At 71.9% G+C, this 26380-nt stretch carries 27 protein-coding genes; 18 read left to right on the top strand and 9 right to left on the bottom strand.

Going from position 1 to position 26380, the window contains the following annotated elements:
• Nucleotides 1-3: 3 nt before the first annotated feature.
• Both DEJ48_RS39725 and DEJ48_RS14530 read left to right on the top strand, forming a co-directional pair.
• Nucleotides 4-177, top strand: a complete 174-nt coding sequence (locus tag DEJ48_RS39725) for a hypothetical protein (RefSeq protein ID WP_190537408.1) — start codon at nucleotides 4-6, stop codon at nucleotides 175-177.
• 52 nt (nucleotides 178-229) lie between these two features.
• On the top strand, nucleotides 230-847 hold the full coding sequence (locus tag DEJ48_RS14530) for a TetR/AcrR family transcriptional regulator (protein ID WP_150216524.1): 618 nt from the start codon (nucleotides 230-232) through the stop codon (nucleotides 845-847).
• A gap of 105 nt (nucleotides 848-952) precedes the next feature.
• Here the strand turns inward: DEJ48_RS14530 and DEJ48_RS14535 are convergent, their stop codons facing one another.
• On the bottom strand, nucleotides 953-1924 hold the full coding sequence (locus DEJ48_RS14535; protein ID WP_150216525.1) for a DeoR/GlpR family DNA-binding transcription regulator: 972 nt from the start codon (nucleotides 1922-1924) through the stop codon (nucleotides 953-955).
• A gap of 176 nt (nucleotides 1925-2100) precedes the next feature.
• A complete protein-coding gene (locus DEJ48_RS14540) occupies nucleotides 2101-3549 on the bottom strand; it encodes an NAD(P)H-quinone dehydrogenase (RefSeq protein ID WP_150216526.1) in 1449 nt (482 codons plus the stop codon).
• Between the two features lie 121 nt (nucleotides 3550-3670).
• On the opposite strand from DEJ48_RS14540, the gene DEJ48_RS14545 reads away from it, so the two are divergent.
• The 4 genes from DEJ48_RS14545 to DEJ48_RS14565 all read left to right on the top strand — a co-directional run bounded on the left by DEJ48_RS14545 (nucleotide 3671) and on the right by DEJ48_RS14565 (nucleotide 8951).
• The gene (locus tag DEJ48_RS14545; RefSeq protein ID WP_055568517.1) at nucleotides 3671-4108 is read left to right on the top strand and encodes a gamma-glutamylcyclotransferase; all 438 of its coding nucleotides are present in this window, start codon (nucleotides 3671-3673) and stop codon (nucleotides 4106-4108) included.
• Between the two features lie 112 nt (nucleotides 4109-4220).
• A complete protein-coding gene (locus DEJ48_RS14550) occupies nucleotides 4221-5045 on the top strand; it encodes a purine-nucleoside phosphorylase (protein WP_150216527.1) in 825 nt (274 codons plus the stop codon).
• A gap of 810 nt (nucleotides 5046-5855) precedes the next feature.
• Entirely contained in the window at nucleotides 5856-7520 is a 1665-nt protein-coding gene (locus DEJ48_RS14560) for a phospho-sugar mutase (RefSeq protein WP_150216528.1), read from the top strand.
• A gap of 207 nt (nucleotides 7521-7727) precedes the next feature.
• Nucleotides 7728-8951 (top strand): hypothetical protein, encoded by a 1224-nt coding sequence (locus DEJ48_RS14565; RefSeq protein ID WP_411757454.1) that lies wholly within the window; start codon nucleotides 7728-7730, stop codon nucleotides 8949-8951.
• A 200-nt stretch (nucleotides 8952-9151) separates the two neighbouring features.
• Here the strand turns inward: DEJ48_RS14565 and DEJ48_RS14570 are convergent, their stop codons facing one another.
• A complete protein-coding gene (locus DEJ48_RS14570) occupies nucleotides 9152-9787 on the bottom strand; it encodes a PH domain-containing protein (protein WP_150216529.1) in 636 nt (211 codons plus the stop codon).
• A 99-nt stretch (nucleotides 9788-9886) separates the two neighbouring features.
• Between DEJ48_RS14570 and deoC the strand changes: the two genes are divergently transcribed.
• From deoC to DEJ48_RS14585, 3 genes are read left to right on the top strand one after another with little or no spacing between them, the layout of a single operon-like run.
• The gene (deoC, locus tag DEJ48_RS14575) at nucleotides 9887-10825 is read left to right on the top strand and encodes a deoxyribose-phosphate aldolase (RefSeq protein ID WP_150221182.1); all 939 of its coding nucleotides are present in this window, start codon (nucleotides 9887-9889) and stop codon (nucleotides 10823-10825) included.
• Nucleotides 10826-10830: 5 nt separating this feature from the next.
• Entirely contained in the window at nucleotides 10831-12267 is a 1437-nt protein-coding gene (locus tag DEJ48_RS14580; protein ID WP_150216530.1) for an aldehyde dehydrogenase family protein, read from the top strand.
• Complete coding sequence (locus tag DEJ48_RS14585; RefSeq protein ID WP_150216531.1) at nucleotides 12260-13144, top strand: aldehyde dehydrogenase family protein; 885 nt, start codon at nucleotides 12260-12262, stop codon at nucleotides 13142-13144. Before DEJ48_RS14580 ends, DEJ48_RS14585 begins: the two co-directional genes overlap by 8 nt.
• Nucleotides 13145-13384: 240 nt before the next feature.
• Here the strand turns inward: DEJ48_RS14585 and DEJ48_RS14595 are convergent, their stop codons facing one another.
• Nucleotides 13385-14125: a TetR/AcrR family transcriptional regulator gene (locus DEJ48_RS14595; protein ID WP_150216533.1), complete on the bottom strand. Its 741-nt coding sequence runs from the start codon at nucleotides 14123-14125 to the stop codon at nucleotides 13385-13387.
• Nucleotides 14126-14220: 95 nt separating this feature from the next.
• Between DEJ48_RS14595 and DEJ48_RS14600 the strand changes: the two genes are divergently transcribed.
• A complete protein-coding gene (locus DEJ48_RS14600; protein ID WP_150216534.1) occupies nucleotides 14221-14826 on the top strand; it encodes an NADPH-dependent FMN reductase in 606 nt (201 codons plus the stop codon).
• Nucleotides 14827-14853: 27 nt separating this feature from the next.
• Nucleotides 14854-16416: an MDR family MFS transporter gene (locus DEJ48_RS14605; protein WP_150216535.1), complete on the top strand. Its 1563-nt coding sequence runs from the start codon at nucleotides 14854-14856 to the stop codon at nucleotides 16414-16416.
• 201 nt (nucleotides 16417-16617) lie between these two features.
• On the opposite strand, the gene DEJ48_RS14610 is transcribed toward DEJ48_RS14605, so the two are convergent.
• Nucleotides 16618-17007: a hypothetical protein gene (locus tag DEJ48_RS14610; protein ID WP_150216536.1), complete on the bottom strand. Its 390-nt coding sequence runs from the start codon at nucleotides 17005-17007 to the stop codon at nucleotides 16618-16620.
• A 223-nt stretch (nucleotides 17008-17230) separates the two neighbouring features.
• On the opposite strand from DEJ48_RS14610, the gene DEJ48_RS14615 reads away from it, so the two are divergent.
• The gene (locus DEJ48_RS14615; RefSeq protein ID WP_150216537.1) at nucleotides 17231-17872 is read left to right on the top strand and encodes an ATP-binding protein; all 642 of its coding nucleotides are present in this window, start codon (nucleotides 17231-17233) and stop codon (nucleotides 17870-17872) included.
• Nucleotides 17873-18031: 159 nt separating this feature from the next.
• Here the strand turns inward: DEJ48_RS14615 and DEJ48_RS14620 are convergent, their stop codons facing one another.
• Nucleotides 18032-18763 (bottom strand): SigE family RNA polymerase sigma factor, encoded by a 732-nt coding sequence (locus tag DEJ48_RS14620; RefSeq protein ID WP_150216538.1) that lies wholly within the window; start codon nucleotides 18761-18763, stop codon nucleotides 18032-18034.
• Between the two features lie 225 nt (nucleotides 18764-18988).
• Between DEJ48_RS14620 and afsQ1 the strand changes: the two genes are divergently transcribed.
• From afsQ1 to DEJ48_RS14645, 5 genes are all read left to right on the top strand, one after another.
• A complete protein-coding gene (gene afsQ1 / locus DEJ48_RS14625; protein WP_030779097.1) occupies nucleotides 18989-19666 on the top strand; it encodes a two-component system response regulator AfsQ1 in 678 nt (225 codons plus the stop codon).
• Nucleotides 19564-21228 (top strand): ATP-binding protein, encoded by a 1665-nt coding sequence (locus DEJ48_RS14630; protein ID WP_411757455.1) that lies wholly within the window; start codon nucleotides 19564-19566, stop codon nucleotides 21226-21228. The genes afsQ1 and DEJ48_RS14630 overlap by 103 nt, the downstream gene beginning before the upstream one ends.
• Nucleotides 21225-21824 (top strand): hypothetical protein, encoded by a 600-nt coding sequence (locus tag DEJ48_RS14635; RefSeq protein ID WP_150216540.1) that lies wholly within the window; start codon nucleotides 21225-21227, stop codon nucleotides 21822-21824. Before DEJ48_RS14630 ends, DEJ48_RS14635 begins: the two co-directional genes overlap by 4 nt.
• Nucleotides 21825-21876: 52 nt before the next feature.
• Entirely contained in the window at nucleotides 21877-22425 is a 549-nt protein-coding gene (locus tag DEJ48_RS14640; protein WP_223832046.1) for a VanZ family protein, read from the top strand.
• A 90-nt stretch (nucleotides 22426-22515) separates the two neighbouring features.
• Nucleotides 22516-22716: a PspC domain-containing protein gene (locus DEJ48_RS14645; RefSeq protein WP_150216542.1), complete on the top strand. Its 201-nt coding sequence runs from the start codon at nucleotides 22516-22518 to the stop codon at nucleotides 22714-22716.
• Between the two features lie 89 nt (nucleotides 22717-22805).
• Here DEJ48_RS14645 and DEJ48_RS14650 read toward each other — a convergent pair whose 3' ends face one another.
• Nucleotides 22806-23132 (bottom strand): ATP-binding protein, encoded by a 327-nt coding sequence (locus DEJ48_RS14650; RefSeq protein WP_150216543.1) that lies wholly within the window; start codon nucleotides 23130-23132, stop codon nucleotides 22806-22808.
• A gap of 163 nt (nucleotides 23133-23295) precedes the next feature.
• Nucleotides 23296-24465, bottom strand: coding sequence for an adenosine deaminase (locus tag DEJ48_RS14655; RefSeq protein WP_150216544.1), 1170 nt, complete (start codon nucleotides 24463-24465; stop codon nucleotides 23296-23298).
• A 102-nt stretch (nucleotides 24466-24567) separates the two neighbouring features.
• On the opposite strand from DEJ48_RS14655, the gene DEJ48_RS14660 reads away from it, so the two are divergent.
• Nucleotides 24568-25332: an alpha/beta hydrolase gene (locus tag DEJ48_RS14660; protein WP_150216545.1), complete on the top strand. Its 765-nt coding sequence runs from the start codon at nucleotides 24568-24570 to the stop codon at nucleotides 25330-25332.
• A 46-nt stretch (nucleotides 25333-25378) separates the two neighbouring features.
• Here DEJ48_RS14660 and DEJ48_RS14665 read toward each other — a convergent pair whose 3' ends face one another.
• Nucleotides 25379-26374: a LysR family transcriptional regulator gene (locus tag DEJ48_RS14665; protein WP_150216546.1), complete on the bottom strand. Its 996-nt coding sequence runs from the start codon at nucleotides 26372-26374 to the stop codon at nucleotides 25379-25381.
• Between the last annotated feature and the right edge of the window lie 6 nt (nucleotides 26375-26380).

A 26380-nucleotide genomic window follows, 5' to 3' on the forward strand; every position in this document is an offset into this window, starting at 1 on the left:
ATCATGAGTGACCTGGTCACCGGTGTGCTGAGCGGCCTCGCCCTCGGCACCTGTGTCACGTATCCGCTGGCCCTGTGGCTGACCCGGAACCTGAGCGGGGGCTCCCTGCCGCCGCACCGCCGCGAGCGCAGGGCCCGCGCGGAGCTGGACGCCTTCTTCGCCCGCCAGGATCCGTGACCACGGGCAGTGGCATCCTTGGGGGACGCGTACGTTCACGAAGGGTGCGGGGATGACGACCGGCACGGGCCAGCAGGCGAGAGCGCCGCAGCAGGCGGCACAGTCGGCGCGCACCATGCGGGCCGACGCCCGCCGCAACTACGACCGGCTGCTCGCCGAGGCACGCTCCGCCTTCGCCGAGCACGGCACGGGCGCGTCCCTGGAGGACGTGGCGCGCCGCGCGGGCGTCGGCATCGGCACGCTCTACCGGCACTTCCCCAACCGGCACGCGCTGATGAGCGCGGTCTGGAAGGACGCGGTGTGCGACCTGCTCGCGCGGTCGCACGCGCTGCTCGACGACCCGCAGCCGTGCTCCGCGCTGGTGGCGTGGCTGCGCGACATCATCACTCATGCGGGTGAGTATCGCGGCCTGTCGAGCGCGCTCATGTCGGCGTCGCACGACGACACTTCGGCGCTCGCGCAGTGCAGCATGCCCATGCGCGAGGCCGGCGCGGCCCTGCTGCTCCGGGCGCAGGAGGCGGGGGCCGTGCGGCCCGACGTCTCCATCGGCGACCTGCTCCAGCTGACCAACGCGATCTCCCTGGCGGCCGAGGAGACTCCGGACGATCCGGAGCTGGCCGACCGCCTGCTCACGCTGACCCTGCGGGGGCTGAAGGCCGACGGCGGCTGAAGACCGACGGGCAGGCACCGGCGTGGCACCGGCGCCCACCCACGGCGCCATCACTTTCCGTGACGGTGTGACTACCCCGCCCGGCGGCCCCGCGGCCGCCGGATGTCAGCGGCGGCGCAGGTCCGCGACCCGCGCCGCCCGCTCCCCGGGAGGCTGCTCCCCGAGGAGCGCGCTGCGCAACTGCTGGCCCGGGCCCGCCCCGTGGTTGCGACGCTGACCCGGCAGGGGCACGTCCCGACGCGGCTGGCGCCCCGCCGGAACGGAGTCGACACCGGGCGCGGAGCTAGGGCCTGCGGCATCGCCCGCCACCGTGATCTGCACGCCCTGGTCGGCCAGGGCCTGCAGTTCCGTCGCGGCACGGTCGTCGTGCCCCGGCGGTTCGTCCGTGACCAGGCGGGTGATGACGTCGGTCGGCACCGTCTGGAACATCGTGTCGGTGCCGAGCTTGGTGTGGTCGGCGAGGACCACGACCTCGGCCGCCGCCTGGACCAGCGCGCGGTCCACGCTCGCGGAGAGCATGTTGGACGTGGACAGGCCGCGCTCGGCGGTCAGACCACTGCCCGACAGGAAGGCCCGTGACACCCGCAGCCCCTGGAGGGACTGCTCGGCCCCGCTGCCCACGAGTGCGTAGTTCGAGCCGCGCAGGGTGCCGCCGGTCATGACGACTTCCACCCTGTTGGCGTGTGCCAGCGCCTGTGCCACCAGGAGGGAGTTGGTGACGACGGTCAGGCCGGGTACCCGCGCGAGCCGTCGGGCCAGCTCCTGCGTGGTCGTACCCGCCCCGACGACGATGGCTTCGCCTTCTTCGACGAGGCCCGCCGCGAGATCGGCGATAGCCGTCTTCTCGGCGGTCGCGAGATGTGATTTCTGCGGAAAGCCGGACTCCCGCGTGAATCCGCCCGGCAATACCGCACCGCCATGTCGGCGGTCGAGGAGTCCTTCTGCCTCCAGCGCGCGCACGTCCCGCCGTACGGTCACTTCGGAGGTCTGGACGACGCGGGCGAGCTCACGGAGCGATACCGCCCCGTTGGCCCGCACCATTTCGAGGATCAATTGGCGACGTTCTGCAGCGAACACGAAACTGACAGTAACCCCAACGACCGTCTGCTTTCAGCAGTTTGCGCCGAATTACAGAAGTTGTTCGCACGGCAGGGTGGGAAGTGGTATAGGTGCTTACTCTCCCCGCCTATGCCGCGCGAATGGGCGACAACAGTGCGTGACCTGCAGAGAGTTGATTCAGGCCGCCGACAGGATCAGCCTTCGTCCGCCGTCTTCCGGGTGTGCAGCTGACGCGCCACCTCCGCGATCGACCCCGAAAGAGACGGGTACACGGTGAACGCATTCGCGATCTGCTCGACCGTCAGATTGTTGTCGACCGCGATCGAGATGGGGTGGATCAGTTCCGAAGCACGCGGTGCGACGACCACACCACCGACCACGATGCCCGTGCCCGGACGGCAGAAGATCTTGACGAAACCGTCGCGGATGCCCTGCATCTTCGCGCGCGGATTGCGCAGCAGCGGCAGCTTCACGACGCGGGCGTCGATCTTTCCGCCGTCGACGTCGGCCTGGCTGTAGCCGACGGTCGCGATCTCCGGGTCGGTGAAGACGTTCGCCGACACGGCCTTCAGGTTCAGCGGCTGCACCGCGTCGCCAAGGAAGTGGTACATCGCGATGCGGCCCTGCATGGCGGCGACGGAGGCAAGCGCGAAGATCCCGGTCACGTCACCGGCCGCGTACACGCCGGGGGCCGACGTCCGCGACACCTTGTCGGTCCAGATGTGCCCGGAGTCCTTCAGCCTGACCCCGGCCTCCTCCAGACCCATGCCGCTGCTGTTCGGGATGGCGCCGACGGCCATCAGGCAGTGCGAGCCGGAGATGACGCGGCCGTCGTCGAGCGTGACCTCGACCCGGTCGCCCACGCGCTTGGCGGAAGCGGCGCGGGAGCGGGACATGACGTTCATGCCGCGGCGGCGGAAGACGTCCTCGAGAACGGCGGCGGCGTCCGGGTCCTCACCGGGAAGCACCCGGTCACGACTCGACACCAAGGTCACATTCGACCCGAGCGCCTGATAGGCGCCGGCGAACTCGGCACCGGTCACACCCGAACCGACCACGATGAGCTCCTCGGGCAGCTCGTCGAGGTCGTACACCTGGGTCCAGTTCAGGATGCGCTCGCCGTCGGGCTGCGCGTCCGGCACCTCGCGCGGATGGCCGCCGGTCGCGATCAGCACGGCATCGGCGACCAGAGTCTCCTCACTCCCGTCGGCGGCGCGCACGACGACCTTCCGCGACCCGTCGACGTCCTGCTGCCCCTCCAGGCGCCCGCGGCCGCGCAGCACGCGCGCACCGGCCCGCGTCACCGACGCGGTGATGTCGTGGGACTGGGCGAGCGCGAGCCGCTTCACACGGCGGTTGACCTTCCCCAGGTCGACGCCCACCACGCGCGCGGGGGTGTCGATGTGCGGGGTGTCGTCCGCGACGATGATCCCCAGCTCCTCGTACGAGGAGTCGAAGGTGGTCATCACCTCGGCCGTGGCGATCAGAGTCTTGGACGGCACACAGTCGGTGAGCACCGACGCCCCGCCCAGACCGTCGCAGTCGACGACGGTCACCTCCGCGCCGAGCTGGGCGGCCACAAGAGCCGCCTCGTATCCGCCGGGTCCGCCGCCAATGATCACGATCCGAGTCACGTACTCCATTGTCCCGCACGCTTCAAGGTGCTCACTCCCGGGGGGCCTCCGTCCGTGGAACCACCCCCCGTCCGGGCGGTCCACCCGCTCCAGGAGGGGCGCACTTGATTGCTGCCGTACCCTCGACCACATGTCGCTCTACGCCGCGTACGCCGGCAATCTGGATCCGCGGCTCATGTCACGCCGCGCACCGCACTCACCGCTGCGCGCGACCGGGTGGCTGACGGGCTGGCGGCTCACGTTCGGCGGGGAACACATGGGCTGGGAGGGCGCGCTCGCCACGCTCGTGGAGGCGCCGCGGTCCCAGGTCTTCGTCACGCTCTACGACATCGCCCCCATGGACGAGGACTCCATGGACCGCTGGGAAGGCGTCGGTCTCGACATCTACCGGCGCATGCGGGTCCGCGTGGACACCCTGGAGGGCGAGGAACCCGCTTGGGTGTACGTCCTCAACGGTTACGAGGGAGGCCTCCCCTCGGCCCGCTACCTGGGCGAACTGGCGGACGCGGCGGAATCGGCGGGTGCCCCCCACGACTACGTGATGGAACTCCGCAAGCGCCCCTGCTGACGCTCCCGTCCCTGCCCGCCTCCCCTCTCGTCGGAAACGACAAGACAACGATCGCAATCCCGTGGGCATCGTCATCTACGCGCGTAGGCCATGAGCGGCTACTCTCGTCCGCGTGAACGCTTCAGTTATTCCGGACGACATCCAGGGCGACCCGTACGCCGCCGCCGACGCCGCCGCCGCGCGCCTCCGCGAGCTCACGGGCGCCGAGACCCACGACGTCGCCCTCGTGATGGGCTCCGGCTGGGCGCCGGCCGTCGACGCGCTGGGCGAGCCCGAGGCGGACTTGGCCGTCACCGAGCTGCCCGGCTTCCCGCCGCCGGCGGTCGAGGGGCACGGCGGGCGCATCCGCTCCTTCAAGATCGGCGACAAGCGCGTGCTGGTCTTCCTGGGCCGCACCCACTACTACGAGGGCCGTGGTGTGGCCGCCGTCTCGCACGGCGTCCGTACGGCCGTCGCCGCCGGCTGCAAGACGATCGTGCTCACCAACGGCTGCGGCGGCCTGCGCGAGGGCATGCGTCCCGGTCAGCCGGTGCTGATCAGCGACCACCTCAACCTCACGGCGACGTCCCCGATCATCGGGGCCAACTTCGTCGACCTGACGGACCTGTACTCCCCCCGCCTGCGCGCCCTCTGCAAGGAGATCGACCCCTCCCTCGAAGAGGGTGTCTACGCGCAGTTCCCCGGCCCGCACTACGAGACCCCGGCGGAGATCCGCATGGCCCGCACCATCGGTGCGGACCTGGTCGGCATGTCCACGGTCCTGGAGGCCATCGCGGCCCGCGAGGCCGGCGCCGAGGTCCTCGGCATCTCCCTGGTCACGAACCTCGCCGCGGGCATGACGGGCGAGCCCCTCAACCACGAGGAGGTCCTCCAGGCGGGCCGCGACAGCGCGACCCGCATGGGCGAGCTCCTGGGCCAGGTCCTCGGCCGCGTCTGACGCTCCGCGGGACGGACTGGGCGGGCACCCTGCGCGTCCCCGCGCGGCGGGGGGGCACCCTGCGCGTCCCCGCGCCGCGGGGGTGGGTGGGTGTTCCTCCCGCCTCCCGGCCGCGGGCCCGAACACCCCCGCCGCTCCGCGGCGGATCACTCCCACCCACCCACCCGTTCACCCCGCACCGCGAGGCGGGGCAGGGGCGGGCGAGTGGGCGCCTCCCGCTGTGCAGGGGTGGGCGGCGGGCGGACGAGGGGCCGCAGGCGACTCCCGGCTCCACGCCACACAGGAGGAACCGGCAGGCGACTCCCAGCTCCACGCACACGGGAGGGACCGGCGGGGCGACTCCCAGCTCCACGCCACACAGGATGCCCCCCCACGAGGGCATCCGCACCTGCCGGGTAGTGGCATCCGGGCACCAACCGCGGGGCGGGACGGGACCGGCCGGCGCACGCCGGCAGAGCCCGCTCGGCGGCCACCGGCCGGCAGCCGCGCATGAGACGCGAGGGGACGTGGGGGTATGTGCGCACGGAGCACCGAGCACACCACCACGTTCAGAAACGGTCGACGCGGCGCAGGGATAGCGAGTACGTACATACCCCCGCGGCCCCGCACCCACCGACGGCCGCAGGCGCACCAGCCCCCACCGCCCCGCACCTCGCCCTCACACCCCGCACCCCGCACCCCGCACAGCCGCCGCACAGCCACCGCACCCACCGCACCCACCGCACCCACCGCACCCACCGCACCCACCGCACCCACCGAAAACCCAAGGCGCCCCGCCAGACACCGCGTACAGGAGAGGCTGAAGAACTCGTGCAGGACGACACCCCCGCCACCTCAGAGCTCATCGCACAGGCCCAGTCCTGGCTCGCCGAGGACCCGGACCCGGAGACCCGCGAAGAGCTCGGCAAGCTCATCGACGCCGAAGACATCACCGAACTGAAGACCCGCTTCGCCGGCACCCTCCAGTTCGGCACCGCCGGCCTCCGCGGCGAGCTCGGCGCAGGCCCCATGCGCATGAACCGCTCCGTGGTCATCCGCGCCGCCGCCGGCCTCGCCGCGTACCTGAAGGGCAAGGGCCAGACCGACGGCCTCGTCGTCATCGGCTACGACGCCCGTCACAAGTCCGCCGACTTCGCCCGCGACACCGCCGCCGTGATGACCGGCGCCGGCCTCCGCGCCGCCGTCCTCCCCCGCCCCCTCCCCACCCCCGTCCTCGCCTTCGCCATAAGGCACCTGGGCGCCGCGGCGGGCGTGGAGGTCACGGCCAGCCACAACCCCCCGCGCGACAACGGCTACAAGGTGTACCTCGGCGACGGCTCCCAGATCGTCCCGCCTGCCGACGCGGAGATCGCGGCGGAGATCGACGCGATCGCGAGCCTCCACGACGTGCCCCGCCCCGACTCCGGCTGGGAGACCCTCGACGAGGCCGTCCTGGAGGCCTACCTGGCCCGCACGGACGCCGTCCTGTCCCCGGGCTCCCCCCGCACCGCCCGCGCCGTCTACACGGCCATGCACGGCGTCGGCAAGGACACCCTCCTCGCCGCGTTCGCCCGCGCCGGCTTCCCCGCGCCGACCCTCGTCGCCGAGCAGGCCGAGCCGGACCCGGACTTCCCCACGGTCGCGTTCCCGAACCCGGAGGAGCCGGGCGCGATGGACCTGGCCTTCGCGACGGCGGCCCGCACCACCCCCGCCCCCGACCTGATCATCGCCAACGACCCGGACGCGGACCGCTGCGCGGCGGCGGTCAAGACCGGTCCCGACGAGACCGACTGGCGGATGCTCCGCGGCGACGAGGTGGGCGCACTCCTCGCCGCCCACCTGGTCAACCGCGGCGCCCAAGGCACGTTCGCCGAGTCGATCGTCTCCTCCTCCCTCCTCGGCCGGATCGCCGGGAAGGCGGGTCTCCCGTACGAGGAGACCCTCACCGGCTTCAAGTGGATCGCCCGCGTCGACGGCCTCCGCTACGGCTACGAGGAGGCGCTCGGCTACTGCGTGGACCCCGAGGGCGTCCGCGACAAGGACGGCATCACCGCCGCGCTCCTGCTCGCGGAGCTCGCGTCCGAGCTCAAGGAGGAGGGCCGTACGTTCCTCGACCTCCTCGACGACCTCGCCGTGGAGCACGGCCTGCACGCCACCGACCAGCTGTCGGTGCGCGTGGAGGACCTGTCCGTGATCGCGGACGCGATGCGCCGCCTGCGCGAGCAGCCGCCGACGGAGCTCGCGGGCCTCGCCGTGTCGAAGGCGGAGGACCTGACGCGCGGCACGGAGGCGCTGCCGCCCACCGACGGCCTGCGCTACACGCTCGACGGCGCCCGCGTCATCGTCCGCCCGAGCGGCACCGAGCCGAAGCTCAAGTGCTACCTCGAAGTGGTCGTCCCGGTGCCGGACAAGGCCGCGCTGCCCGAGTCCCACGCCCGCGCGACGGAGCTGCTCGCGGCGCTCAAGCGCGACCTCTCCGCGGCAGCGGGCATCTGACGCGCCCCACCACGGCCGCCCGGCCCCCGGACCCGGACCTCGGACCCTGACCCGGCCCCGGACCCGGGGCTCGGACCCGGACCCGCCCCCTCGGACCACCCGTCCGAGTGGTTCCGCGAAGCGACTGCCGCAGTGACCCGGTGCGCTGCCGGTCTTCCCAGGAAGGGACGACCGGTAGCGCACTTTCACGTTCCGGGAGCCGCCGCAGTGCCGTACGGATTCTCCGAGCCCTCGACCGCCGCCCCCACCCGCGTCCCCGCACCCGCGTCCAGAACCCCGCACGGCACCGCGCCCACGCCCCCGCGCCTGCGGGCCCGCACCGCCGACGCCCTCCGCCACGCCTGGCCCGCCCTGGCCGCGTACATGGCCGTCCGCGCGCTCGGCCTGCTGGTGTTCACCGTGTGGGCGCACCGCGACCACCGCGGCGTGCGGCACCTGCTGATGGAGTCGTGGGACTGCGACTGGTACCTGAAGATCGCCCAGAACGGCTACGCCGACGAGCTCGGCACCCGCATCGACGGCAACAACCTCGCCTTCTTCCCGCTCTACCCGCTGCTCGTCAGGGCGGGCGACGCCCTCGCGCCGTGGCTGCCGCGGGGCGCGGCGGGCCTCTCGGTGTCGGTCGCCGCCTCGCTGCTCGCGGCGTGGGGGATCTTCGCGGTGGGCGACCGGCTGTACGGCCGCAGGACAGGTGTCGTCCTCGCCGTCCTCTGGGGCAGCCTGCCCGTGGCGCTCGTGCAGTGGATGGGCTACACGGAGTCCCTGTTCACGGCGTTGTGCGCCTGGTCGCTGTACGCGGTACTCAGCGGGCGCTGGCTGTGGGCGGGCTCCCTCGCCGCGCTGGCGGGCCTGACGCGCCCCACGGGGGTGGCGGTGGCCGCGGCGGTCTCCCTGACGGCGCTGCTCGCCCTGCGCCGCCCGTCCGCCACCCGGCCGCTCCGGCCCCTCCTCGGCGCCCTCGTCGCCCCCCTCGGCTGGCTCGCCTACGTCGGCTGGGTGGGCCTGCGCCTCGGCCGCTGGGACGGCTACTTCGCCGTACAGAAGCTGTGGCGCAACGAGTGGGACGGCGGCGTCGCGACGTACCGGCGGATGCGGGACCTGTTCGTCACCGAGCGGCCCGCGCTGTTCGTGGCGATGGTGACGGTCGTCCTGCTGGGCGCGGTCGTGCTGTTCGTGCTGTCGGCGGGCGACCGGCAGCCGCTGCCCCTGCTGGTCTTCAGCGGTCTGCTGCTCGTGATCGTGCTCGGCAGCAGCGGCGTCTACTTCCCACGGGCCCGTTTCCTGCTGCCCGGCTTCCCGCTGCTGCTGCCGATCGCCGTGGCGCTGGCGCGCGCGAGGTCACACGTACTCGTGACGCTGCTGACCACGGCGGCGCTCATGTCGGCGGTGTGCGGCGGCCACATGCTCCTGGGCTGGCACGGCCCCCCATAAAGACACCACCGCGCGAAGGCGCACCCGCCCACGACGCTGCCGACCACAGCAGCACTCATGTCAGCGGTACGCGACGGCCACATGCTCATGGGCCGGCACGGCCCCCGTAAGAGCCTGTCTTCGAACCCCCGCCTGCGCAGCGACGCCGGGCGGCCTCCCCGGTCGCCCGCCCCCGTTTCGAGCGACCCTCAGGTCACCGCTCAGGTCACCGCCAGCAGCACGGCGAGCAGCACGGCTCCCGCCACGCACGGCGCCACGATCTCGTACGCCCAGCGCACCGCGGGCTCACCCTGCGCGGACTCCGCGGCGGCCTGCCGTTCGGCGAGTTCGCGGAGCTCGTCCATGGAGTGATCGCCCGACGCGCGGGTGGGCGGGGCGGTGGGGTCGAGGAAAGGGCGGCCGCCCGTCGGGTCGCCGGAGGCGGCGGCCTGCGACTGCCTGCGCGCCGCCTTCTTGCGGCCGCGCAGCGAGACGGGGATCGCCCAGAGCTGGAACTTGGTGCCGTCGTTGGTGAGGACCTCGTTGGAGTAGCCGGAGCGGAGCGTCGCGACGGACGCCCACGGCAGCGTGATGGTCCGGAAGGGGTTGCGGACCCGGAGGCGGTCGTCGTTGGCGTACACGACGGGCCGTACGGTGAACGCGACGACCAGCGGCACCGCGAAGAGCAGTCCGGCGAGCGCGAGCCACGGGGTGCGGCCCTCGCCGCGGATCGCCGCGTCGATGCCGAGCCAGGCGCCCAGGGCGAGCAGCAGGACGCCGCCCGCGATGCCGGCCGGGGACCGGAAGGTGCGGTCCTTGTAGGCGGGCTCCGCCACGGGGTCTCGAGGGTCGCTCATACCCTGATTCTGCCTGAAGCCCGGCCGGGCGCCCCGGCCCCTCCCCCCGCACTCCCCCTGTACAGCAGCTACGCGCGTAGATATGCTCCCCTCGTGACCATGCCCACTGCATTCGCTGACGTGACAGCGTCCGACAGCACGCTCCGCCGCTTCCTTCACGGGCTGCCCGGCGTCGACGCGGTCGGCCTGGAGGCGCGTGCCGCCTCGCTCGGTACCCGTTCGATCAAGACCACGGCGAAGGCGTACGCCATCGACCTGGCCATCTCGATGATCGACCTGACGACCTTGGAGGGCGCCGACACCCCGGGCAAGGTCCGGGCGCTCGGCGCGAAGGCCGTGAACCCGGACCCGACCGACCGTGAGACCCCCCGCACCGCGGCCGTCTGCGTCTATCCGGACATGGTCGCCACCGCCAAGGAGGCCGTCGGGACCAGCGGCGTGAAGGTCGCGTCCGTCGCGACCGCCTTCCCCGCGGGCCGCGCGGCGATCGAGGTGAAGCTCGGCGACGTGCGCGAGGCCGTCGCGGCGGGCGCCGACGAGATCGACATGGTCATCGACCGGGGTGCGTTCCTGTCGGGTGACTACATGACGGTGTTCGAGCAGATCCGCGCCGTGAAGGAGGCCTGCGGCACCGCCCGCCTGAAGGTCATCTTCGAGACCGGCGAGCTCTCGACGTACGACAACATCAAGCGCGCCAGCTGGATCGGCATGATCGCGGGCGCCGACTTCATCAAGACCTCGACCGGCAAGGTCGGCGTCAACGCCACCCCGGCCAACACCCTGCTCATGCTGGAGGCCGTCCGCGACTTCCGTGCGCAGACCGGGGTGCAGATCGGCGTGAAGCCCGCGGGCGGCATCCGCTCCACCAAGGACGCGGTGAAGTTCCTCGTCCTGGTGAACGAGACGGCCGGTCCCGACTGGCTGGACAACCACTGGTTCCGCTTCGGTGCCTCTTCGCTCCTCAACGACCTGCTCATGCAGCGTCAGAAGCTGGCCACCGGCCGCTACTCCGGCCCTGACTACGTGACGGTGGACTGATCACCATGACTTCCCCCTTCGAGTACGCTCCGGCGCCCGAGTCGCGCTCCGTCGTCGACATCGCGCCGAGCTACGGCCTGTTCATCGACGGCGAGTTCACCGATGCCGCCGACGGCAAGGTCTTCAAGACGGTCTCCCCGTCCACCGAAGAGGTCCTCTCCGAGGTCGCGCAGGCGTCCTCCGAAGACGTGGACCGCGCGGTGAAGGCCGCCCGCAAGGCCTTCGAGAAGTGGTCGGCGCTGCCGGGCGCCGAGCGCGCCAAGTACCTCTTCCGCATCGCCCGGATCATCCAGGAGCGCAGCCGCGAACTGGCCGTCCTGGAGACGCTGGACAACGGAAAGCCCATCAAGGAGACGCGCGACGCCGACCTCCCCCTGGTCGCCGCGCACTTCTTCTACTACGCGGGCTGGGCCGACAAGCTCGACCACGCCGGGTACGGGCCGAACCCGGCCCCGCTCGGCGTCGCGGGCCAGGTCATCCCCTGGAACTTCCCGCTCCTGATGCTGGCCTGGAAGATCGCTCCGGCGCTCGCGACCGGCAACACGGTCGTCCTCAAGCCCGCCGAGACGACCCCCCTGAGCGCCCTGTTCTTCGCGGACATCTGCCGCCAGGCGGGCCTGCCCAAGGGCGTCGTCAACATCCTGCCCGGGTACGGCGACGCGGGCGCGGCCCTGACCGCCCACCCGGACGTGAACAAGGTCGCCTTCACCGGCTCGACCGCCGTCGGCAAGGCCATCGCGCGCCAGGTCGCGGGCACGGACAAGAAGGTCACGCTCGAACTGGGCGGCAAGGGCGCCAACATCGTCTTCGACGACGCGCCCATCGACCAGGCCGTCGAGGGCATCGTCACCGGCATCTTCTTCAACCAGGGCCAGGTCTGCTGCGCGGGCTCGCGTCTCCTCGTACAGGAGTCGGTCCAGGACGAGGTGCTCGACGCCCTGAAGCGCCGCCTTTCCACCCTCCGCCTCGGCGACCCGCTGGACAAGAACACCGACATCGGCGCCATCAACTCCGCCGAGCAGCTCGCCCGCATCACCGCGCTCGCCGAGACCGGCGAGGCGGAGGGCGCCGAGCGCTGGTCGGCCCCGTGCGAGCTCCCCTCGTCCGGCTACTGGTTCGCGCCGACGCTGTTCACCAACGTCACGCAGGCGCACACCGTCGCCCGTGACGAGATCTTCGGCCCGGTGCTGTCCGTCCTCACGTTCCGTACGCCGGACGAGGCGGTCGCGAAGGCCAACAACACGCAGTACGGGCTCTCGGCGGGCATCTGGACGGAGAAGGGCTCGCGCATCCTCGCGGTCGCGAACAAGCTCCGGGCGGGCGTCGTCTGGGCCAACACATTCAACAAGTTCGACCCGACCTCGCCGTTCGGCGGCTACAAGGAGTCGGGCCACGGCCGCGAGGGCGGCCGGCACGGCCTGGAGGCGTACCTCGATGTCTGACCGACTCAGTGTCTTCAAGACCTACAAGCTGTACGTGGGCGGGAAGTTCCCGCGTTCCGAGAGCGGCCGGGTGTACGAGGTGACCGACTCCAAGGGCAAGTGGCTGGCGAACGCGCCCCTTTCCTCCCGCAAGGACGCCCGTGACGCGGTCGTCGCCGCGCGCAAGGCGTTCGGCGGCTGGTCGGGCGCGACCGCGTACAACCGCGGCCAGGTCCTCTACCGCGTCGCGGAGATGCTGGAGGGCCGCAAGGACCAGTTCGTGCGGGAGGTGGCGGACGCGGAGGGCATCTCCAAGTCGAAGGCCGCCACCCAGGTGGACGCGGCGATCGACCGCTGGGTCTGGTACGCGGGCTGGACCGACAAGATCGCCCAGATCGTGGGCGGGGCGAACCCGGTCGCGGGCCCGTTCTTCAACCTGTCGACGCCGGAGCCGACCGGTGTGGTCGCGGTCGTCGCGCCCCAGGAGTCGTCGTTCCTCGGCCTCGTCTCGGTGATCGCCCCGGTCATCGCGACGGGCAGCACGGCCGTGGTGATCGCCTCCGAGAAGTCGCCGCTGCCCGCGCTCTCGCTCAGTGAGGTCCTCGCGACGTCGGACGTCCCCGGCGGCGTGGTCAACATCCTCACCGGGAAGACCGCCGAGATCGCGGCGCCGCTCGCCGCCCACCAGGACGTCAACGCGATCGACCTGACGGGCACGGACGCGGAGCTGGCCCGCGATCTGGAGATCGCGGCCGCGGACAACCTCAAGCGCGTGCTGCGTCCACAGCCTGTGGACTTCGCGGCCGACCCCGGCACGCACCGCCTGACGGCCTTCCTGGAAACGAAGACGGTCTGGCACCCCACGGGTTCGCTGGGCGCGTCCGGCTCCGCCTACTAGGGCCTGGTGCCGGAAGTCCCGTCGTCCGCCCGGAGGGCGGGCCCCGCGGCGTCCGGTGCGTGCGATCGCGACCCGACAACGCCGCGGGCGTGCGTGCCGGGCGTCGCGGGGCAGGCGGGACTTCCGACGCAGGCCCCAGGCGCTTCACCGGGCTTGCCACACCACGCCGTCGGGCGCCCGCGGGGTGTGCCGTAACTGGTCGCGCTGTTCCCCGCGCCCCTTATGGGGCGCGGGGCTTCTTCATTCCCGCGGTTCGAGGCCGAGCCGGACCGCGATGCCGTCCAGGACACAGTCGAGTCCCGTCTCGAACTGCCAGGCGGCGTCGTCCTTGCGGCCCGCCCCGAGGGCGTAGCGCCGGTAGGCCGGGTAGCGGCCCGTGCCCATCAGGTACATCATCTGCGGCGCGAGTCCGGCGCGCGTCTCGTCGCCGCTGGTCCAGCCGTTGTCTTCCATGAACTGGCTCAGCGCCACCTCCGACTGGCCGACGCCGTGGACATAGGCGCCGACGGTGCGGAAGGCCGTCATGATCGTGTCGGCGTCGAGTCCGTTGCTCTCCAGCGCCGCGAGCTGCCGTTCAGCCATGGCCATCCGGTTCGGCGTCAGGGCGAAGTGCGGCGTGGGGAGCTGGGCGAGCCAGGGGTGCGCCAGCATCAGGCCGCGGCTCCCGACGGCGTACGCGCGCAGCACCTCGCGCCAGCCGGTCACGTCCTCGGGGACGACGACCTCGGCGGTGACCCGGTCGACCATCAGCGCCCACAGGTCGTCCTTGCCGGAGACGTGGCGGTACGCGGCCATGGGCGCGACGCCCAGCTCGGTGGCGAGGCGGCGCATGGTGACGGCCGCGAAGCCCTCGGCGTCGGCGACCTTCACCGCGACCTCCGCGATCTTCTGCGGCGTCAGGGCGGTGCGCTGCGCTGCCGCGGGGCGCTCCATGCGCTCCCAGAGCGTGACCTCGGGCTCGGCCTTCTTCTGTGCTGCCATGCGTACACCGTATCCCTTGTAGACGCCGTACACATCGATGTGTACGTTGTACGCGAACGATACGCCGTACACATTCCGCACTCCGGGGGAACCTCATGCCCACACCCGCACCTCGTCCCACCGCACTCCGCGTCGCGATCCTCGTCGGCTCCACCCGCGAGGGCCGCTTCGCACCCGTCGTCACCCGCTGGATCAAGGGCCACCTCGACCAGCGCGACGACATGGAGGTGGACGTCGTCGATCTGGCCGAGACCCCGCTGCCCACGGTCCTGCCCGCCTTCGGGCAGCCGCCCGCACCCGACACGACCGAGGCGCTCGCGCTGGTCAGCCCGCGCCTGGCCGCGGCCGACGCGTTCGTCTTCATCACGCCGGAGTACAACCACAGCTATCCGGCGTCCCTGAAGAACGCCATCGACTGGCACAACGAGCAGTGGCACGCCAAGCCGATCGGCTTCGTCTCCTACGGCGGCGTCTCCGGCGGCCTCCGCGCGGTCGAGCATCTCCGCGTCGTCATGGCCGAGTTGAACACCATGACGATCCGCAACACCGTCAGCCTGCACGACGCCTGGGGCCTCTTCGACGAGAAGCAGGAGATGACGGCACCGGCGAGCGACTCCGCGGTCAAGACCATGCTCGACCAGCTCGCCTGGTGGGCGCAGGCCCTGCGCAAGGCCAGGACGGCCCGCCCGTACGCCGCCTGACGTCACGTCACCCACAGCGAGGACGCCATGAAACAGCGCACGGAGACCACCCCGCCCACCACCCCAGCGGCCCCGCCGCCCGCACCCCAGGAGAGCCCGCCCCCGCCCTCCCGGCTCGCCGTCCTCGGCCTCCTGCTCGGCATCGTCCTGGCCACGCTCGACGGCACCATCGTCGGCACCGCGCTCCCGACGATCGTCGGCGAACTCGGCGGCCTCGGACACTTCTCATGGGTGGTGACGGCCTACCTGCTCACCGCCGCCGTCTCCACCCCCATCTGGGGCAAGATCGGCGACCTCTACGGCCGCAAGGGCAGCTACCTCACCTCGATCACGGTCTTCCTCGCGGGCTCCGTGCTCTGCGGACTCGCCCGGAACATGGAGCAGTTGATCGCGTTCCGCGCCCTCCAGGGACTCGGCGCGGGCGGCCTGTTCGTCGGCGCGATGGCCCTCATGGGGACACTCCTGACGCCCGCGCAGGCAGGGCGCTCACAGTCGATGATCGGCGTCATGCTGCCCGTCGCGATGATCGGCGGCCCGCTCCTCGGCGGCTTCCTCACCGACCACCTCGACTGGCGCTGGGTCTTCTACGTCAACGTGCCCGTCGGCGCCGTCGCGCTCCTGCTCGTCGGCCTCCTCGTCCGGCTGCGCGGCGAGCGCGGCACGGCCCGGATCGACTACGCGGGCGCCGCACTCCTGACGGCGGGCATCCTGGCGCTGACGCTGCTCGGAACCTGGGGCGGCACGACGTACGACTGGCTGTCGCCGCAGATCGGCGGCCTCGCCCTGCTCGCCGCGGCCTCGCTCGCCGCGTTCGCCCGCGTGGAGCGGCGCGCCCCCGAACCCGTCGTCCCGCCCCGCCTGTTCCGCGACCGCAACTTCACGCTCGCCCAGGTGCTCACCTTCCTGGCCGGCGCGGCGATGCTGGGGGCGGCCGGCTACCTGCCGCAGTACCTGCAGTTCGTCCACGGCATGTCGTCGACGGAGAGCGGGCTGCTGCTGCTCCCGCTGATGCTGGGCATGATGGGCGCGCAGCTGTACATCGGCCGGGCGGTCGGCAAGGGCGGCAGGTACCGGGCGTATCCGATCGCGGGCGCCGCCGTCGCCACGGCGGGCGCCCTGGCCCTTCTGACGGTCGGCGTGGACACCCCCGCGGCCGTGGCGTCCGCGCTGACGTTCGTCCTCGGCGCGGGCCTCGGCTGCCTGTTGCAGCCCTCGCTCCTCATCACCATGAACAGCGCGGAGCCGCGCGACATGGGCGCCGCCAGCGGCACCAACGCGCTCCTGCGCACCATCGGCGGCTCGCTCGGCGTCGCGGTCCTCGGCTCCCTCCACACCGGCCGCCTGACCGGCACCCTCACGAATCGGCTCGGCCCGGACGGCGAGCGCCTCGCGGGCGGCGAGCTGACCCCCGCACTCCTGCACGGCCTCCCCGAGCCCGCACGGGACGCCTTCCGCGCCGGGGTCACCAGCGGGCTGCACGGCGTCATGGCCGGCACAGCCGCGCTGTGCGCCCTCGCGCTCGCGGCGGCCCGGCTGATCCGCGAAGTGCCGCTGCGGACCGAGCGGAAGGCCGCGGCGCCCGCCGACTAGGGCCTGTGCCGGAAGTCCCGTCGTCCGCCCGGAGGGCGGACCCCGCGGCGTCCGGTGCGTGCGATCGCAAGGCGGAGGGTCGCCCCGATACTGGTCGTATCGGGACGACCCGACAGCGCCGCTGGGGGTCCCCCACGCCCTTCAGGCGTGGGGGAATGCGTGCCGGGCGCCGCGGGACAGGCGGGACTTCCGACACAGGCCCTAGCTCGGCAGCAGCTTCGTCGCCCCGCCCACCACCGGCAGGTCGGCCAGCGAACCGCCCGAGGTCAGCGGCCCGGTGACGAAGCCCGTGTTCACCGGCTTGAAGTCCGCGACCTGCGTGCCGAGCGTGTTGTCGAGCGGGTCGGCGCTGGTGTTGGCCAGCGGGTCCAGCTGCAGGTCCTTGACCGGACCGAGCCCGCCCGCCGCCGAGTGGTGCACCGCCGTGGACAACCCCTGAAGCGGCGAAGCCGAGGGCCCCGGCTCCACCGCACCGGCAGCGGCCGTGCCCCCCACCCCGAGCGCCGCACCCGCCGCCGTCACGGTGAGCCCCGCCCGCAACAACGCGCGCGAGCCGGACCGGGGGAGCTTCTTCACTGCGTGTCGTGCCATGGGTACCGCTCACATCCGTGCGTCGTAGGGTAATCGAGCGAGCACGTAGCGTAGTTGACGGGGCGTGTCGAAACCAAGGCCCACCGGCGTGGCGGCGCGTGCGGCGGCGAGGAACGCGACGGGGGAGCCTCATCCCCGACGCCTCGGTTGATAATGGCTCCCGTCCACACGGACGCGCCGTGTCGGGAGATGCGGTCCACTCCGGCTGCAAAGGCTCAGAGAATTGGGTTCCCATCCCCCGATACCGACCCGCGTCGTGCTGCTGACGGGCCCGTCCGGCTCGGGGAAGTCGTCGTTCGCCGCGCGCTCGGGGCTGCCCGTGCTGTGTCTGGACGACTTCTACAAGGAAGCCGGCGACCCCACGCTGCCGGTGGTGCCGGGCAGTTCGGACATCGACTGGGACTCCCCGGACTCCTGGGACGCCGACGTGGCCGTCGCCGCGATCGCGGAACTGTGCCGGACGGGGCGCACGAAGGTGCCGGTGTACGACATCTCGATCAGTGCGCGCGTCGGGCAGGAGGCCCTGGACATCGAGCGCACGCCGCTCTTCGTCGCCGAGGGCATCTTCGCGGCGGACATCGTGGAGCGGTGCAGGGAGATCGGCGTGCTGGCCGACGCGATCTGTCTGCGGGGGCGGCCCTCGACGACGTTCCGGCGGCGGCTGCTGCGGGATCTGCGGGAGGGGCGCAAGTCGGTGCCGTTCCTGCTGCGGCGCGGCTGGCGGCTGATGCGGGCGGAGCGCGCCATCGTGGCGCGGCAGACCGCACTGGGCGCCCATCCCTGCGCGAAGGACGAGGCGTTGGGCCGGGTCGCGGCGGCGGCTGCGGGCCGGTGCGTGAAGGCGCGGGCCCAGGCCTCTTCGTAGAGCGGCCCAGGCCTCTTGGCAGCGGGGAAAAAGCAGAGGGACCGGAAAGACCCCCCGGCCTTCCGGTCCTCCACTTGTTTCCCCCGTGGGGTCCCCCGTGCATCCGCCGCAACCCCCCGGAGCGGCGGCCCCCGTACTTCCCCCGTTTTCCCCCGCCCCTCAGGCCACCAGCTCGCCGAAGGACTCCTCCTCGTCACGGCCGAAGCTGAGGACCTCGTCCTCGCGCAGCCGGCGGAGCGACCGCCAGATGCTCGACTTCACCGTGCCGACACTGATGTCGAGGATGTCCGCGATCTCGGGGTCCGTACGACCCTCGTAGTAGCGGAGCACGAGCATCGTGCGCTGCAGTTCGGGGAGGCGAGCCAGGGCCTGCCAGAGAACCGCGCGCAGCTCCGTGCCGCGCATCGCGTCCGTGTCGCCCACCGTCTCCGGCAGTTCCTCGGTCGGGTACTCGTTCAGCTTGCGGCGGCGCCACGCGCTGATGTGCAGATTCGTCATGGTGCGGCGGAGGTAGCCCCCGACCGCGGCCTTGTCACTGATCCGGTCCCAGGCGCGGTACGTCGAGAAGAGGGCGCTCTGGAGGAGGTCCTCGGCCTCGAAACGGTCACCGGTCAGGTGGTAGGCGGTTGCGTACAGGGAGGCGCGGCGTTCCTGGACGTAGGCGGTGAACTCCGCCTCCGACAGCGACTTCCGCTCTCCCGATTCCTCCCCGTACGCGGCTCCCCCGTGAGCCTTGCCGGCGTCGACCACCGTCATGAATCCGGTGTGCTGACGCCCGGTGCCGCGAGCGCACCCCCGCCCGCTCACGGCACCGGACTTCTCAGACCCCCGCACGACGTCGTGGAGACGCGTGACAACTGCGCTCGAGCTGGTGCTGTGCAGCGTATTCATCTTGCGCCCCCCGTCGGTGGAGTCCGGCTTCTTCCGTGTGACCAAAACTCTGCCGCAGTGACTTCATGGCGTTGTCCGTCGACTGTCACAGGCCTGTCACAGGGGTCGGGGAGGTCTTCCACCTGTGAAGGTCACGTGTGGGTGCGGGCCTTCACCTGCTCATTACGGACGCGGGGAGGCTCCGGCAGTCGAACTGGAGCCATGGCATGGGACAGAATGACGTCCGTGCCTTCCCTGTTGCTGATCGAGGACGACGACGCCATCCGGACGGCCCTGGAGCTTTCACTCACGCGCCAGGGGCATCGGGTGGCCACTGCTGCCACCGGCGAGGACGGTCTGAAGCTGCTCGGCGAGCAGCGGCCCGACCTGATCGTGCTGGATGTGATGCTGCCGGGCATCGACGGCTTCGAGGTGTGCCGTCGCATCCGGCGCACCGACCAGCTGCCGATCATCCTGCTCACCGCGCGCAGCGACGACATCGACGTTGTCGTCGGCCTGGAGTCCGGTGCCGACGACTATGTGGTCAAGCCCGTGCAGGGCCGGGTCCTGGACGCCCGCATCCGTGCCGTGCTGCGGCGCGGCGAGCGCGAGGCGAACGACGCGGCGACGTTCGGTTCGCTGGTCATCGACCGGGCCGCGATGACCGTCACGAAGAACGGCGAGGACCTGCAGCTCACGCCCACCGAGCTGCGGCTGCTCCTGGAGCTGAGCCGCAGGCCGGGCCAGGCCCTGTCGCGGCAGCAGTTGCTGCGGCTGGTGTGGGAGCACGACTACCTCGGCGACTCGCGGCTCGTGGACGCGTGCGTGCAGCGGCTGCGCGCCAAGGTCGAGGACGTGCCCTCGTCGCCGACCCTGATCCGTACGGTGCGCGGCGTCGGCTACCGGCTGGACACGCCTCAGTGACCAAACCGCACGACAAGCTCCGCGGCCTGCCCGCGGCGCGCAAGGCGATACTGGCGGGTCTGCGCTTCACGAGTCTGCGGCTGCGGCTGGTCGTGGTGTTCGGGCTCGTGGCGCTCACCGCGGCGGTCTCCGCGTCCGGCATCGCGTACTGGCTCAACCGCGAGGCGGTGCTCACGCGCGCGCAGGACGCGGCGCTCAAGGACTTCAGGCAGCAGATGCAGAACCGTGCGGGCGCGCTGCCCGCCGACGTATCGCAGGCCGAACTGCAGGCGACCGCCGAGCAGATGGCGAACAGCAGCCAGCGCTACAGCGTGCTCCTGGTCGCCGAGAAGAAGGGCGGCGGCCAGCTCGTCGGCTACTCCGACCTGGACGCCTTCACCCTCGCCAAGGTGCCGGCCTCGCTGCAGAAGGCGGTGAACAAGAAGCAGCCGCTGACCTCCGGCAACAAGAGCCCGTACCACCTGTACTGGCAGCGGACCGCCGACCACGGGACCCCGCATCTGGTGGGCGGCGCCAAGGTCATCGGCGGCGGCCCGACCGGTTACATGCTCAAGTCCCTGGAGCCGGAGGCGAAGGATCTGAGTTCGCTGGGCTGGTCCCTGGCCATCGCCACGGGCCTCGCGCTGATCGGCTCCGCGCTGCTCGCGCAGGCCGCCGCGACGACCGTGCTGAAGCCCGTGCACCGGCTGGGTGTCGCGGCGCGGCGGCTCGGCGAGGGGAAGCTGGACACGCGGCTGCGGGTGTCCGGGACCGACGAGCTCGCCGACCTGTCCCGTACGTTCAACAGGACCGCGGAGAACCTGGAGAAGAAGGTCGCCGACATGAGCGCCCGTGACGAGGCGTCCCGGCGTTTCGTCGCCGACATGTCGCACGAGCTGCGCACCCCGCTGACCGCGATCACCGCCGTGACGGAGGTCCTGGAGGAGGAGCTCGACGCGGAGACGGGGTCCGTGGACCCGATGATCGAGCCGGCCGTACGCCTCGTGGTGAGCGAGACCCGCCGCCTGAACGACCTCGTGGAGAACCTCATGGAGGTCACCCGCTTCGACGCGGGGACCGCGCGCCTGGTCCTGGACGACGTGGACATCGCCGACCAGATCACCGCGTGCATCGACGCGCGGGCCTGGCTGGACGCGGTCGAGCTGGACGCCGAGCGCGGCATCATGGTCCGCCTCGACCCGCGACGCCTCGACGTGATCCTGGCGAACCTCATCGGCAACGCCCTCAAGCACGGCGGCTCCCCGGTGGAGGTGTCGGTCCGGCTGGAGGACGCGCAGCTGGTCATCGCCGTACGCGACCACGGCCCCGGTATCCCGGAGGACGTGCTGCCGCACGTCTTCGACCGCTTCTACAAGGCGTCCGCGTCCCGGCCGCGGTCCGAGGGCAGTGGCCTCGGCCTGTCCATCGCGCTGGAGAACGCGCACATCCACGGCGGCGAGATCACCGCCGCCAACTCGCCGGAGGGCGGCGCGGTCTTCACGCTGTGGCTGCCGCGCGACGGGGAGCGGGCCGAGGACGAGGCGGGCGACGAGGACGGGCGTACGGAAGGGGGCCAGGCGTGAAGGGGCGTCGTATCCGTGCCGCGGCCGCCGTCGTGGGGCTCGCCGCCGTGCTCGCGGGGTGCGGGATCAGGACGACCGAGGTGCCGACGGACTACGGTGCGGCGCCTTCGCGGGTGCCGTGTGTGATGTCGGGCTCGACCATCGCGTCGCAGGCGGGCAGCGGGGTGCCGGTGGAGGTCTTCCTGGTGTGCGCGGCGCAGCTGGTGACCGTCGACCGCACCGTGCAGCTGCCCACGGACAAGGCGACCACCGACCGGGTGCGCATCGCGCAGGCGCTCCTCGACGAGCTGGCGAAGGCCCCGTCGGACGAGGAGAAGCAGGCGGGCTTCGCCACGGACGTGCGCCGCGGCACCACCGCCTCCGGGCCCCGCAAGGGCGACCCGGCCGAGGCGCTGCGGCTGAGCACGGCGCCGGAGAACCTGTCGACGTTCGCGCTCGCGCAGACCGTGTGCACGCTGGCCGACAACGCGTCGTCGGACGACGGCACGGTGGCCATGGGCGGCCCCGGAGACAGCCCCCTGCGGCGCTACGAGTGCACTCCGGAGGTGCGCTCCCGGCCCGGGACCGTGGCTCCGCCTGTGCAAACCGTCGAGTAACCGGCGCCGGGTACACGGAACCGATCCTGCCGCCCGCGGCGTCTTGGGGGGCGTGCTTCAAGGCTCGGGCGGCCACGGTGCCGCCATCCGCTTCCGTGCGGCGGGGGGACTCCTCCTCGTCGCACATCTTCTGCTCGTCGGGTGGATCACGCTGCGCCCGCTGGACGTGCCCTGGGTGAGCGCCGCGAACATGGAGCCGCTCGCCGGGATCAAGGCGGACCTGGCGCTGGGCGGTCTGCAGGCGGCCCGCCGGATCGGCGAGAGCGTGCTGCTGCTCGCCCCGCTCGGGGTGCTGCTTCCGCTGGCCGGCGGCCGGCTCGTGGTATCGCCGTGGGGTTCGCTGGTGCGCACGGTCGCGGCCGGGGCGATGCTGTCGCTCGGCATCGAGCTGCTGCAGACCGGGGTGCCCGGTCAGGTCGTCGACATCGACTCGCTGCTCCTGAACACCTTCGGGGTGGCCCTCGCGCATGTCGCGGTCGTGCCCGCGGCCAGGGCGCGGCTCCGTCGCGGTGGCGACGGCAGGACCTGTGTGGCCCTCCACCGGGAGGACACGTCTCAGGGTCCGACCCCGACGATTCCCAGGGTCGGTATCGCACCGTAGAGCGATGCTTTGACCCGGTTCGTGAACGTACTGTCGTCCTATCGGGGTACACGGAAGTCCCCAGACCTACGGTTCACGAAGGAGCCCGACATGACCGCCCTTGCCCGCCCCACCCACGGCCGGATGATCGGCGGAGTGTGCGCAGCCCTCGCCAAGCGCTTCGGCACGTCCGCGGCGACGATGCGCGTGATCTTCGTGGTCTCGTGCCTGCTGCCCGGCCCGCAGTTCCTGCTCTACATCGCGCTGTGGTTCCTGCTGCCCTCGGAGGATAAGGCCCGTCAGGCCTGGTGACCTCGGCCGCGGCCGGATGACCGCGACACGACGATGGGGCGTCCCCTCCGCGGAGGGGACGCCCCATCGGGCGTTCGGACGGGGTCCGGTCAGCCGAGCGGCAGGCCGTTGACGCCGCTGCCGCCGAGGGGCAGGCCGCCGAGCAGGCCGGAGACGGGCGAGGTCGGGCCGCCCGGCTTGGGGCCCGAGACGTTCTCGAGCACGGGCTGGGCGGCGTTCAGGCCGCTGCCGATGGCGTTCTGTCCGGCGGACAGGGACTCGGTGGCGCCGGCGGCCGGGACCACGGAGGAGACGGGGCCGAGCGCGGCCGCGGGGTCGGCGACGGCGGGGGCGGCGTTCGCGGCACCGGCGCCCGCGGCGGCGAAAGCGGCGCCGAGAGCGGCGACACCGAGGGACTTGGCGGCAGACTGCTTCATCTTCAATGCGTCCTTGCGTCTTTGCTTACGGATGTGGGGAGGGGGGTTTGAGCGGTTCAACGACCGTAAGCAGTCCGAATCACGGGCCGGGCGCAAAAAGGAGAGCGGCCGGGGTGTGCGCACCCCGGCCGCTCACGCGTCGTACGACGCGGACGTCATTCCGTCAGCTCTCCACAGAAGCGCTGGTCGAGACGGTCTGGCGGAACAGCCATTCGGACTTCAGCTCGGCATAACCGGGCTTGATCACGTCGTTGATCATGGCCAGTCGTTCATCGAAAGGAATGAATGCTGATTTCATCGCATTGACTGTGAACCACTGCATGTCGTCGAGCGAGTAGCCGAACGTGCCGACCAGGTGCTCGAATTCGCGGCTCATGCTGGTGCCGGACATCAGGCGGTTGTCGGTGTTCACGGTCGCGCGGAAGTGCAGCTTGCGCAGCAGGCCGATGGGGTGCTCCGCGTAGGAAGTGGCGGCGCCCGTCTGCAGGTTGGAGGTGGGGCAGAGCTCCAGCGGGATGCGCTTGTCCCGTACGTACGACGCGAGGCGGCCGAGGCGGACGGTGCCGTCGTCGGCGACCTGGATGTCGTCGATGATGCGCACGCCGTGGCCGAGGCGGTCGGCGCCGCACCACTGCAGGGCCTGCCAGATCGACGGCAGGCCGAAGGCCTCACCCGCGTGGATCGTGAAGTGGTTGTTCTCGCGCTTCAGGAACTCGAAGGCGTCGAGGTGGCGGGTGGGAGGGAACCCGGCCTCGGCGCCCGCGATGTCGAAGCCGACGACGCCCGAGTCGCGGTAGCGGTTGGCGAGTTCGGCGATCTCCAGGGCGCGGGCGGCGTGCCGCATCGCGGTGAGGAGGGCGCCCACGCGGATGCGGTGGCCGTTCTCCTTCGCGCGGCGCTCGCCCTCGCGGAAGCCCTCGTTGACGGCCTCGACGACCTCTTCGAGGGTGAGGCCCTGCTCCAGGTGCTGCTCGGGGGCGTACCGGATCTCGGCGTAGACGACGCCGTCCTCGGCGAGGTCCTCGGCGCACTCGGCGGCCACGCGCTTGAGGGCGTCCTTCGTCTGCATCACCGCGCAGGTGTGGGCGAAGGTTTCCAGGTACCGCTCCAGGGAGCCGGAGTCGGCAGCCTCGCGGAACCAGATCCCGAGCTTGTCGGGGTCGGTCTCGGGCAGGCCCCCGTACCCGTTCTCGCGGGCGAGGTCGACGATCGTGCCGGGGCGCAGGCCGCCGTCGAGGTGGTCGTGGAGGAGCACCTTGGGGGCGCGGCGGATCTGCTCGGCGCTGGGCGTTTCACGGTCCGTGTGACCGGTCGTGTGTGTCTGGCTCGTCATTTCGGCACTCTAGCGCCTACGCGCGTAGAACTCACTGGTCGATACGTAACAGTGACCCTGCGGAAGGGTGGCGTACACCATGGCTTCTGACACTGTTCTGTCATGGCACAGGAAGGGACCGCGGGGCCGGCGGGCGCGGCCAGGCTCGGGCGTGTGATCGGTACGGCGCCTTCGGCGGTGGGCGGAGTGGTGCTCCTGCTCCCCGGCGGCGCGGAGTCCTCCAGCCGCAGGCCGTCGCCGCTGGCGGGGACCGGGGTGCGCGCGCTGGGCCGCAGGCTGGCCCAGGACGGCCGGGAGGCGGGGCTCGTCACGCACGTCGTGCACTACCGCTGCCGGGGGTGGAACGGCGCGCAGGCGGAGCTGGCCCGCGACACGACCTGGGCGGCCGACGAAATCGTACGTCTCTACGGCGACGTCCCCGTCTGCCTGGCCGGCGTGGACATGGGCGGCCGGGCGGCGCTGCGCGCGGGCGGGCACGCGGCCGTCAACTCCGTTCTGGCGATGGCGCCCTGGCTGCCCGAGGACGATGTGGCGGCACCGCCCGAGCCGGTGAAGCAGCTCGCGGGGCGGCGGGTGCTCATCGTGCACGGCACGAACGACGAACGGACCGATCCCGAGCTGTCGTTCCGGCTCGCGGAGCGGGCGAAGAAGGCGAACCGGGACGTGTGCCGCTTCGAGGTGCACTCGGACGGGCACCGGCTGCACCAGCATCAGGCCGAAGTCCTGGCGCTCGCCTCGGACTTCGTGATGGGGACGCTGTTCGGTGCGGACTTCGCCCGCCCCTTGGAGGACGCGTTGGCGGCTCCGCCGCCGCTGGGGCTGCGCATGCCGTTGGCCTCCGGCTTTGGACGGTCGCTTCGAAGGTGACCCGGCGACGGAGCTCCGTCGATCACCGGCTCCGCCGAGTTCGTCCTCAAGCGCCGGACGGGCTGACATCCGCCTCCGGGTCCGATCCCATCTGCGGCAGCAGCTTGCCCTTCCTGCTCAGCAGGAACTGCTTGAACGCCGCCACCGGTGGCGTGTCCGGGTGGCCGTCCAGCCAGGCCACGCCGATCTCGCGCACCGCCCGCTGCCCCGTCACCGTCAGCTCCACCACCCCCGGGCGCGGCACCGCGGGCGGCGGCAGCAGGGCCACGCCCAAGCCCGCCGCGACCAGGCCGCGCAGCGTCTCCGCCTCCTCGCCCTCGAAGGCGATACGGGGCTTGAAGCCCGCCTCGCGGCAGAGGTCGTCCGTGATGCGGCGCAGGCCGTACCCGGGCTCCAGGGTCACGAACGCCTCCTCGGCGGTCTCGGCGAGGCGGACCCGCTTGCGGGACGCGAGGCGGTGGTCGTCGGGGACGACCAGGCGCAGGCGCTGCTCGTCGAGGCGGCGGGCGACCAGGTCGGGTGCGTCGGGCACGGGTGAGGTGAGGCAGAGGTCGAGCTCGCCCGCGCGCAGCCGCTCCAGCATCGCCTCGCCGTAGTTCTGGACGAGGCTGAAGCGGATGCGCGGGTGGTCGGCGCGGAAGGCGCGGATCAGTCCCGGGACCGTCTCCGAGCCCATGGTGTGCAGGAAGCCGAAGGCGACCTTGCCTGAGGCCGGGTCGGCGTCGGCGCGGACGGACTCGGCGGCGCGCTCCACCTCGCCGAGGGCCCGCTCGACCGAGGTGAGGAAGGTGCGGCCCGCCGGGGTGAGCGAGACCGTGCGGCCGCGGCGCGCGAACAGGTCGACGCCGAGGTCGCGTTCGAGCCGGACGAGGGCGCGGGACAGCGTCGACTGGGGGATCCGCAGCTGCTCGGCGGCGCGTGTCACGTGCTCGGTGCGGGCGACCCCCGCGAAGTACGCGAGGCGTGGCGCGAGCAGCGTCACGATGTCCTGCGCGTCACTGTTCTGTGACACATGCGGCTGTGACCTGTGCTGATGCTGCATGGGAAC

It is taken from the genome of Streptomyces venezuelae, assembly GCF_008642315.1.
Lineage (GTDB): Bacteria > Actinomycetota > Actinomycetes > Streptomycetales > Streptomycetaceae > Streptomyces > Streptomyces venezuelae_D.

What these genes read in the sequence shown, in the direction of transcription:
- DEJ48_RS39725 (WP_190537408.1), top strand. Translation starts at nt 4, where the DNA reads ATGAGTGACCTGGTCACCGGTGTGCTGAGCGGCCTCGCCCTCGGCACC.
- DEJ48_RS14530 (WP_150216524.1), top strand. Translation starts at nt 230, where the DNA reads ATGACGACCGGCACGGGCCAGCAGGCGAGAGCGCCGCAGCAGGCGGCA.
- DEJ48_RS14540 (WP_150216526.1), bottom strand. Translation starts at nt 3,549, where the DNA reads ATGGAGTACGTGACTCGGATCGTGATCATTGGCGGCGGACCCGGCGGA.
- DEJ48_RS14545 (WP_055568517.1), top strand. Translation starts at nt 3,671, where the DNA reads ATGTCGCTCTACGCCGCGTACGCCGGCAATCTGGATCCGCGGCTCATG.
- DEJ48_RS14570 (WP_150216529.1), bottom strand. Translation starts at nt 9,787, where the DNA reads ATGAGCGACCCTCGAGACCCCGTGGCGGAGCCCGCCTACAAGGACCGC.
- deoC (WP_150221182.1), top strand. Translation starts at nt 9,887, where the DNA reads ATGCCCACTGCATTCGCTGACGTGACAGCGTCCGACAGCACGCTCCGC.
- DEJ48_RS14580 (WP_150216530.1), top strand. Translation starts at nt 10,831, where the DNA reads ATGACTTCCCCCTTCGAGTACGCTCCGGCGCCCGAGTCGCGCTCCGTC.
- DEJ48_RS14585 (WP_150216531.1), top strand. Translation starts at nt 12,260, where the DNA reads ATGTCTGACCGACTCAGTGTCTTCAAGACCTACAAGCTGTACGTGGGC.
- DEJ48_RS14595 (WP_150216533.1), bottom strand. Translation starts at nt 14,125, where the DNA reads ATGGCAGCACAGAAGAAGGCCGAGCCCGAGGTCACGCTCTGGGAGCGC.
- DEJ48_RS14600 (WP_150216534.1), top strand. Translation starts at nt 14,221, where the DNA reads ATGCCCACACCCGCACCTCGTCCCACCGCACTCCGCGTCGCGATCCTC.
- DEJ48_RS14605 (WP_150216535.1), top strand. Translation starts at nt 14,854, where the DNA reads ATGAAACAGCGCACGGAGACCACCCCGCCCACCACCCCAGCGGCCCCG.
- DEJ48_RS14610 (WP_150216536.1), bottom strand. Translation starts at nt 17,007, where the DNA reads ATGGCACGACACGCAGTGAAGAAGCTCCCCCGGTCCGGCTCGCGCGCG.
- DEJ48_RS14620 (WP_150216538.1), bottom strand. Translation starts at nt 18,763, where the DNA reads ATGAATACGCTGCACAGCACCAGCTCGAGCGCAGTTGTCACGCGTCTC.
- DEJ48_RS14645 (WP_150216542.1), top strand. Translation starts at nt 22,516, where the DNA reads ATGACCGCCCTTGCCCGCCCCACCCACGGCCGGATGATCGGCGGAGTG.
- DEJ48_RS14650 (WP_150216543.1), bottom strand. Translation starts at nt 23,132, where the DNA reads ATGAAGCAGTCTGCCGCCAAGTCCCTCGGTGTCGCCGCTCTCGGCGCC.
- DEJ48_RS14655 (WP_150216544.1), bottom strand. Translation starts at nt 24,465, where the DNA reads ATGACGAGCCAGACACACACGACCGGTCACACGGACCGTGAAACGCCC.
- DEJ48_RS14660 (WP_150216545.1), top strand. Translation starts at nt 24,568, where the DNA reads ATGGCACAGGAAGGGACCGCGGGGCCGGCGGGCGCGGCCAGGCTCGGG.
- DEJ48_RS14665 (WP_150216546.1), bottom strand. Translation starts at nt 26,374, where the DNA reads ATGCAGCATCAGCACAGGTCACAGCCGCATGTGTCACAGAACAGTGAC.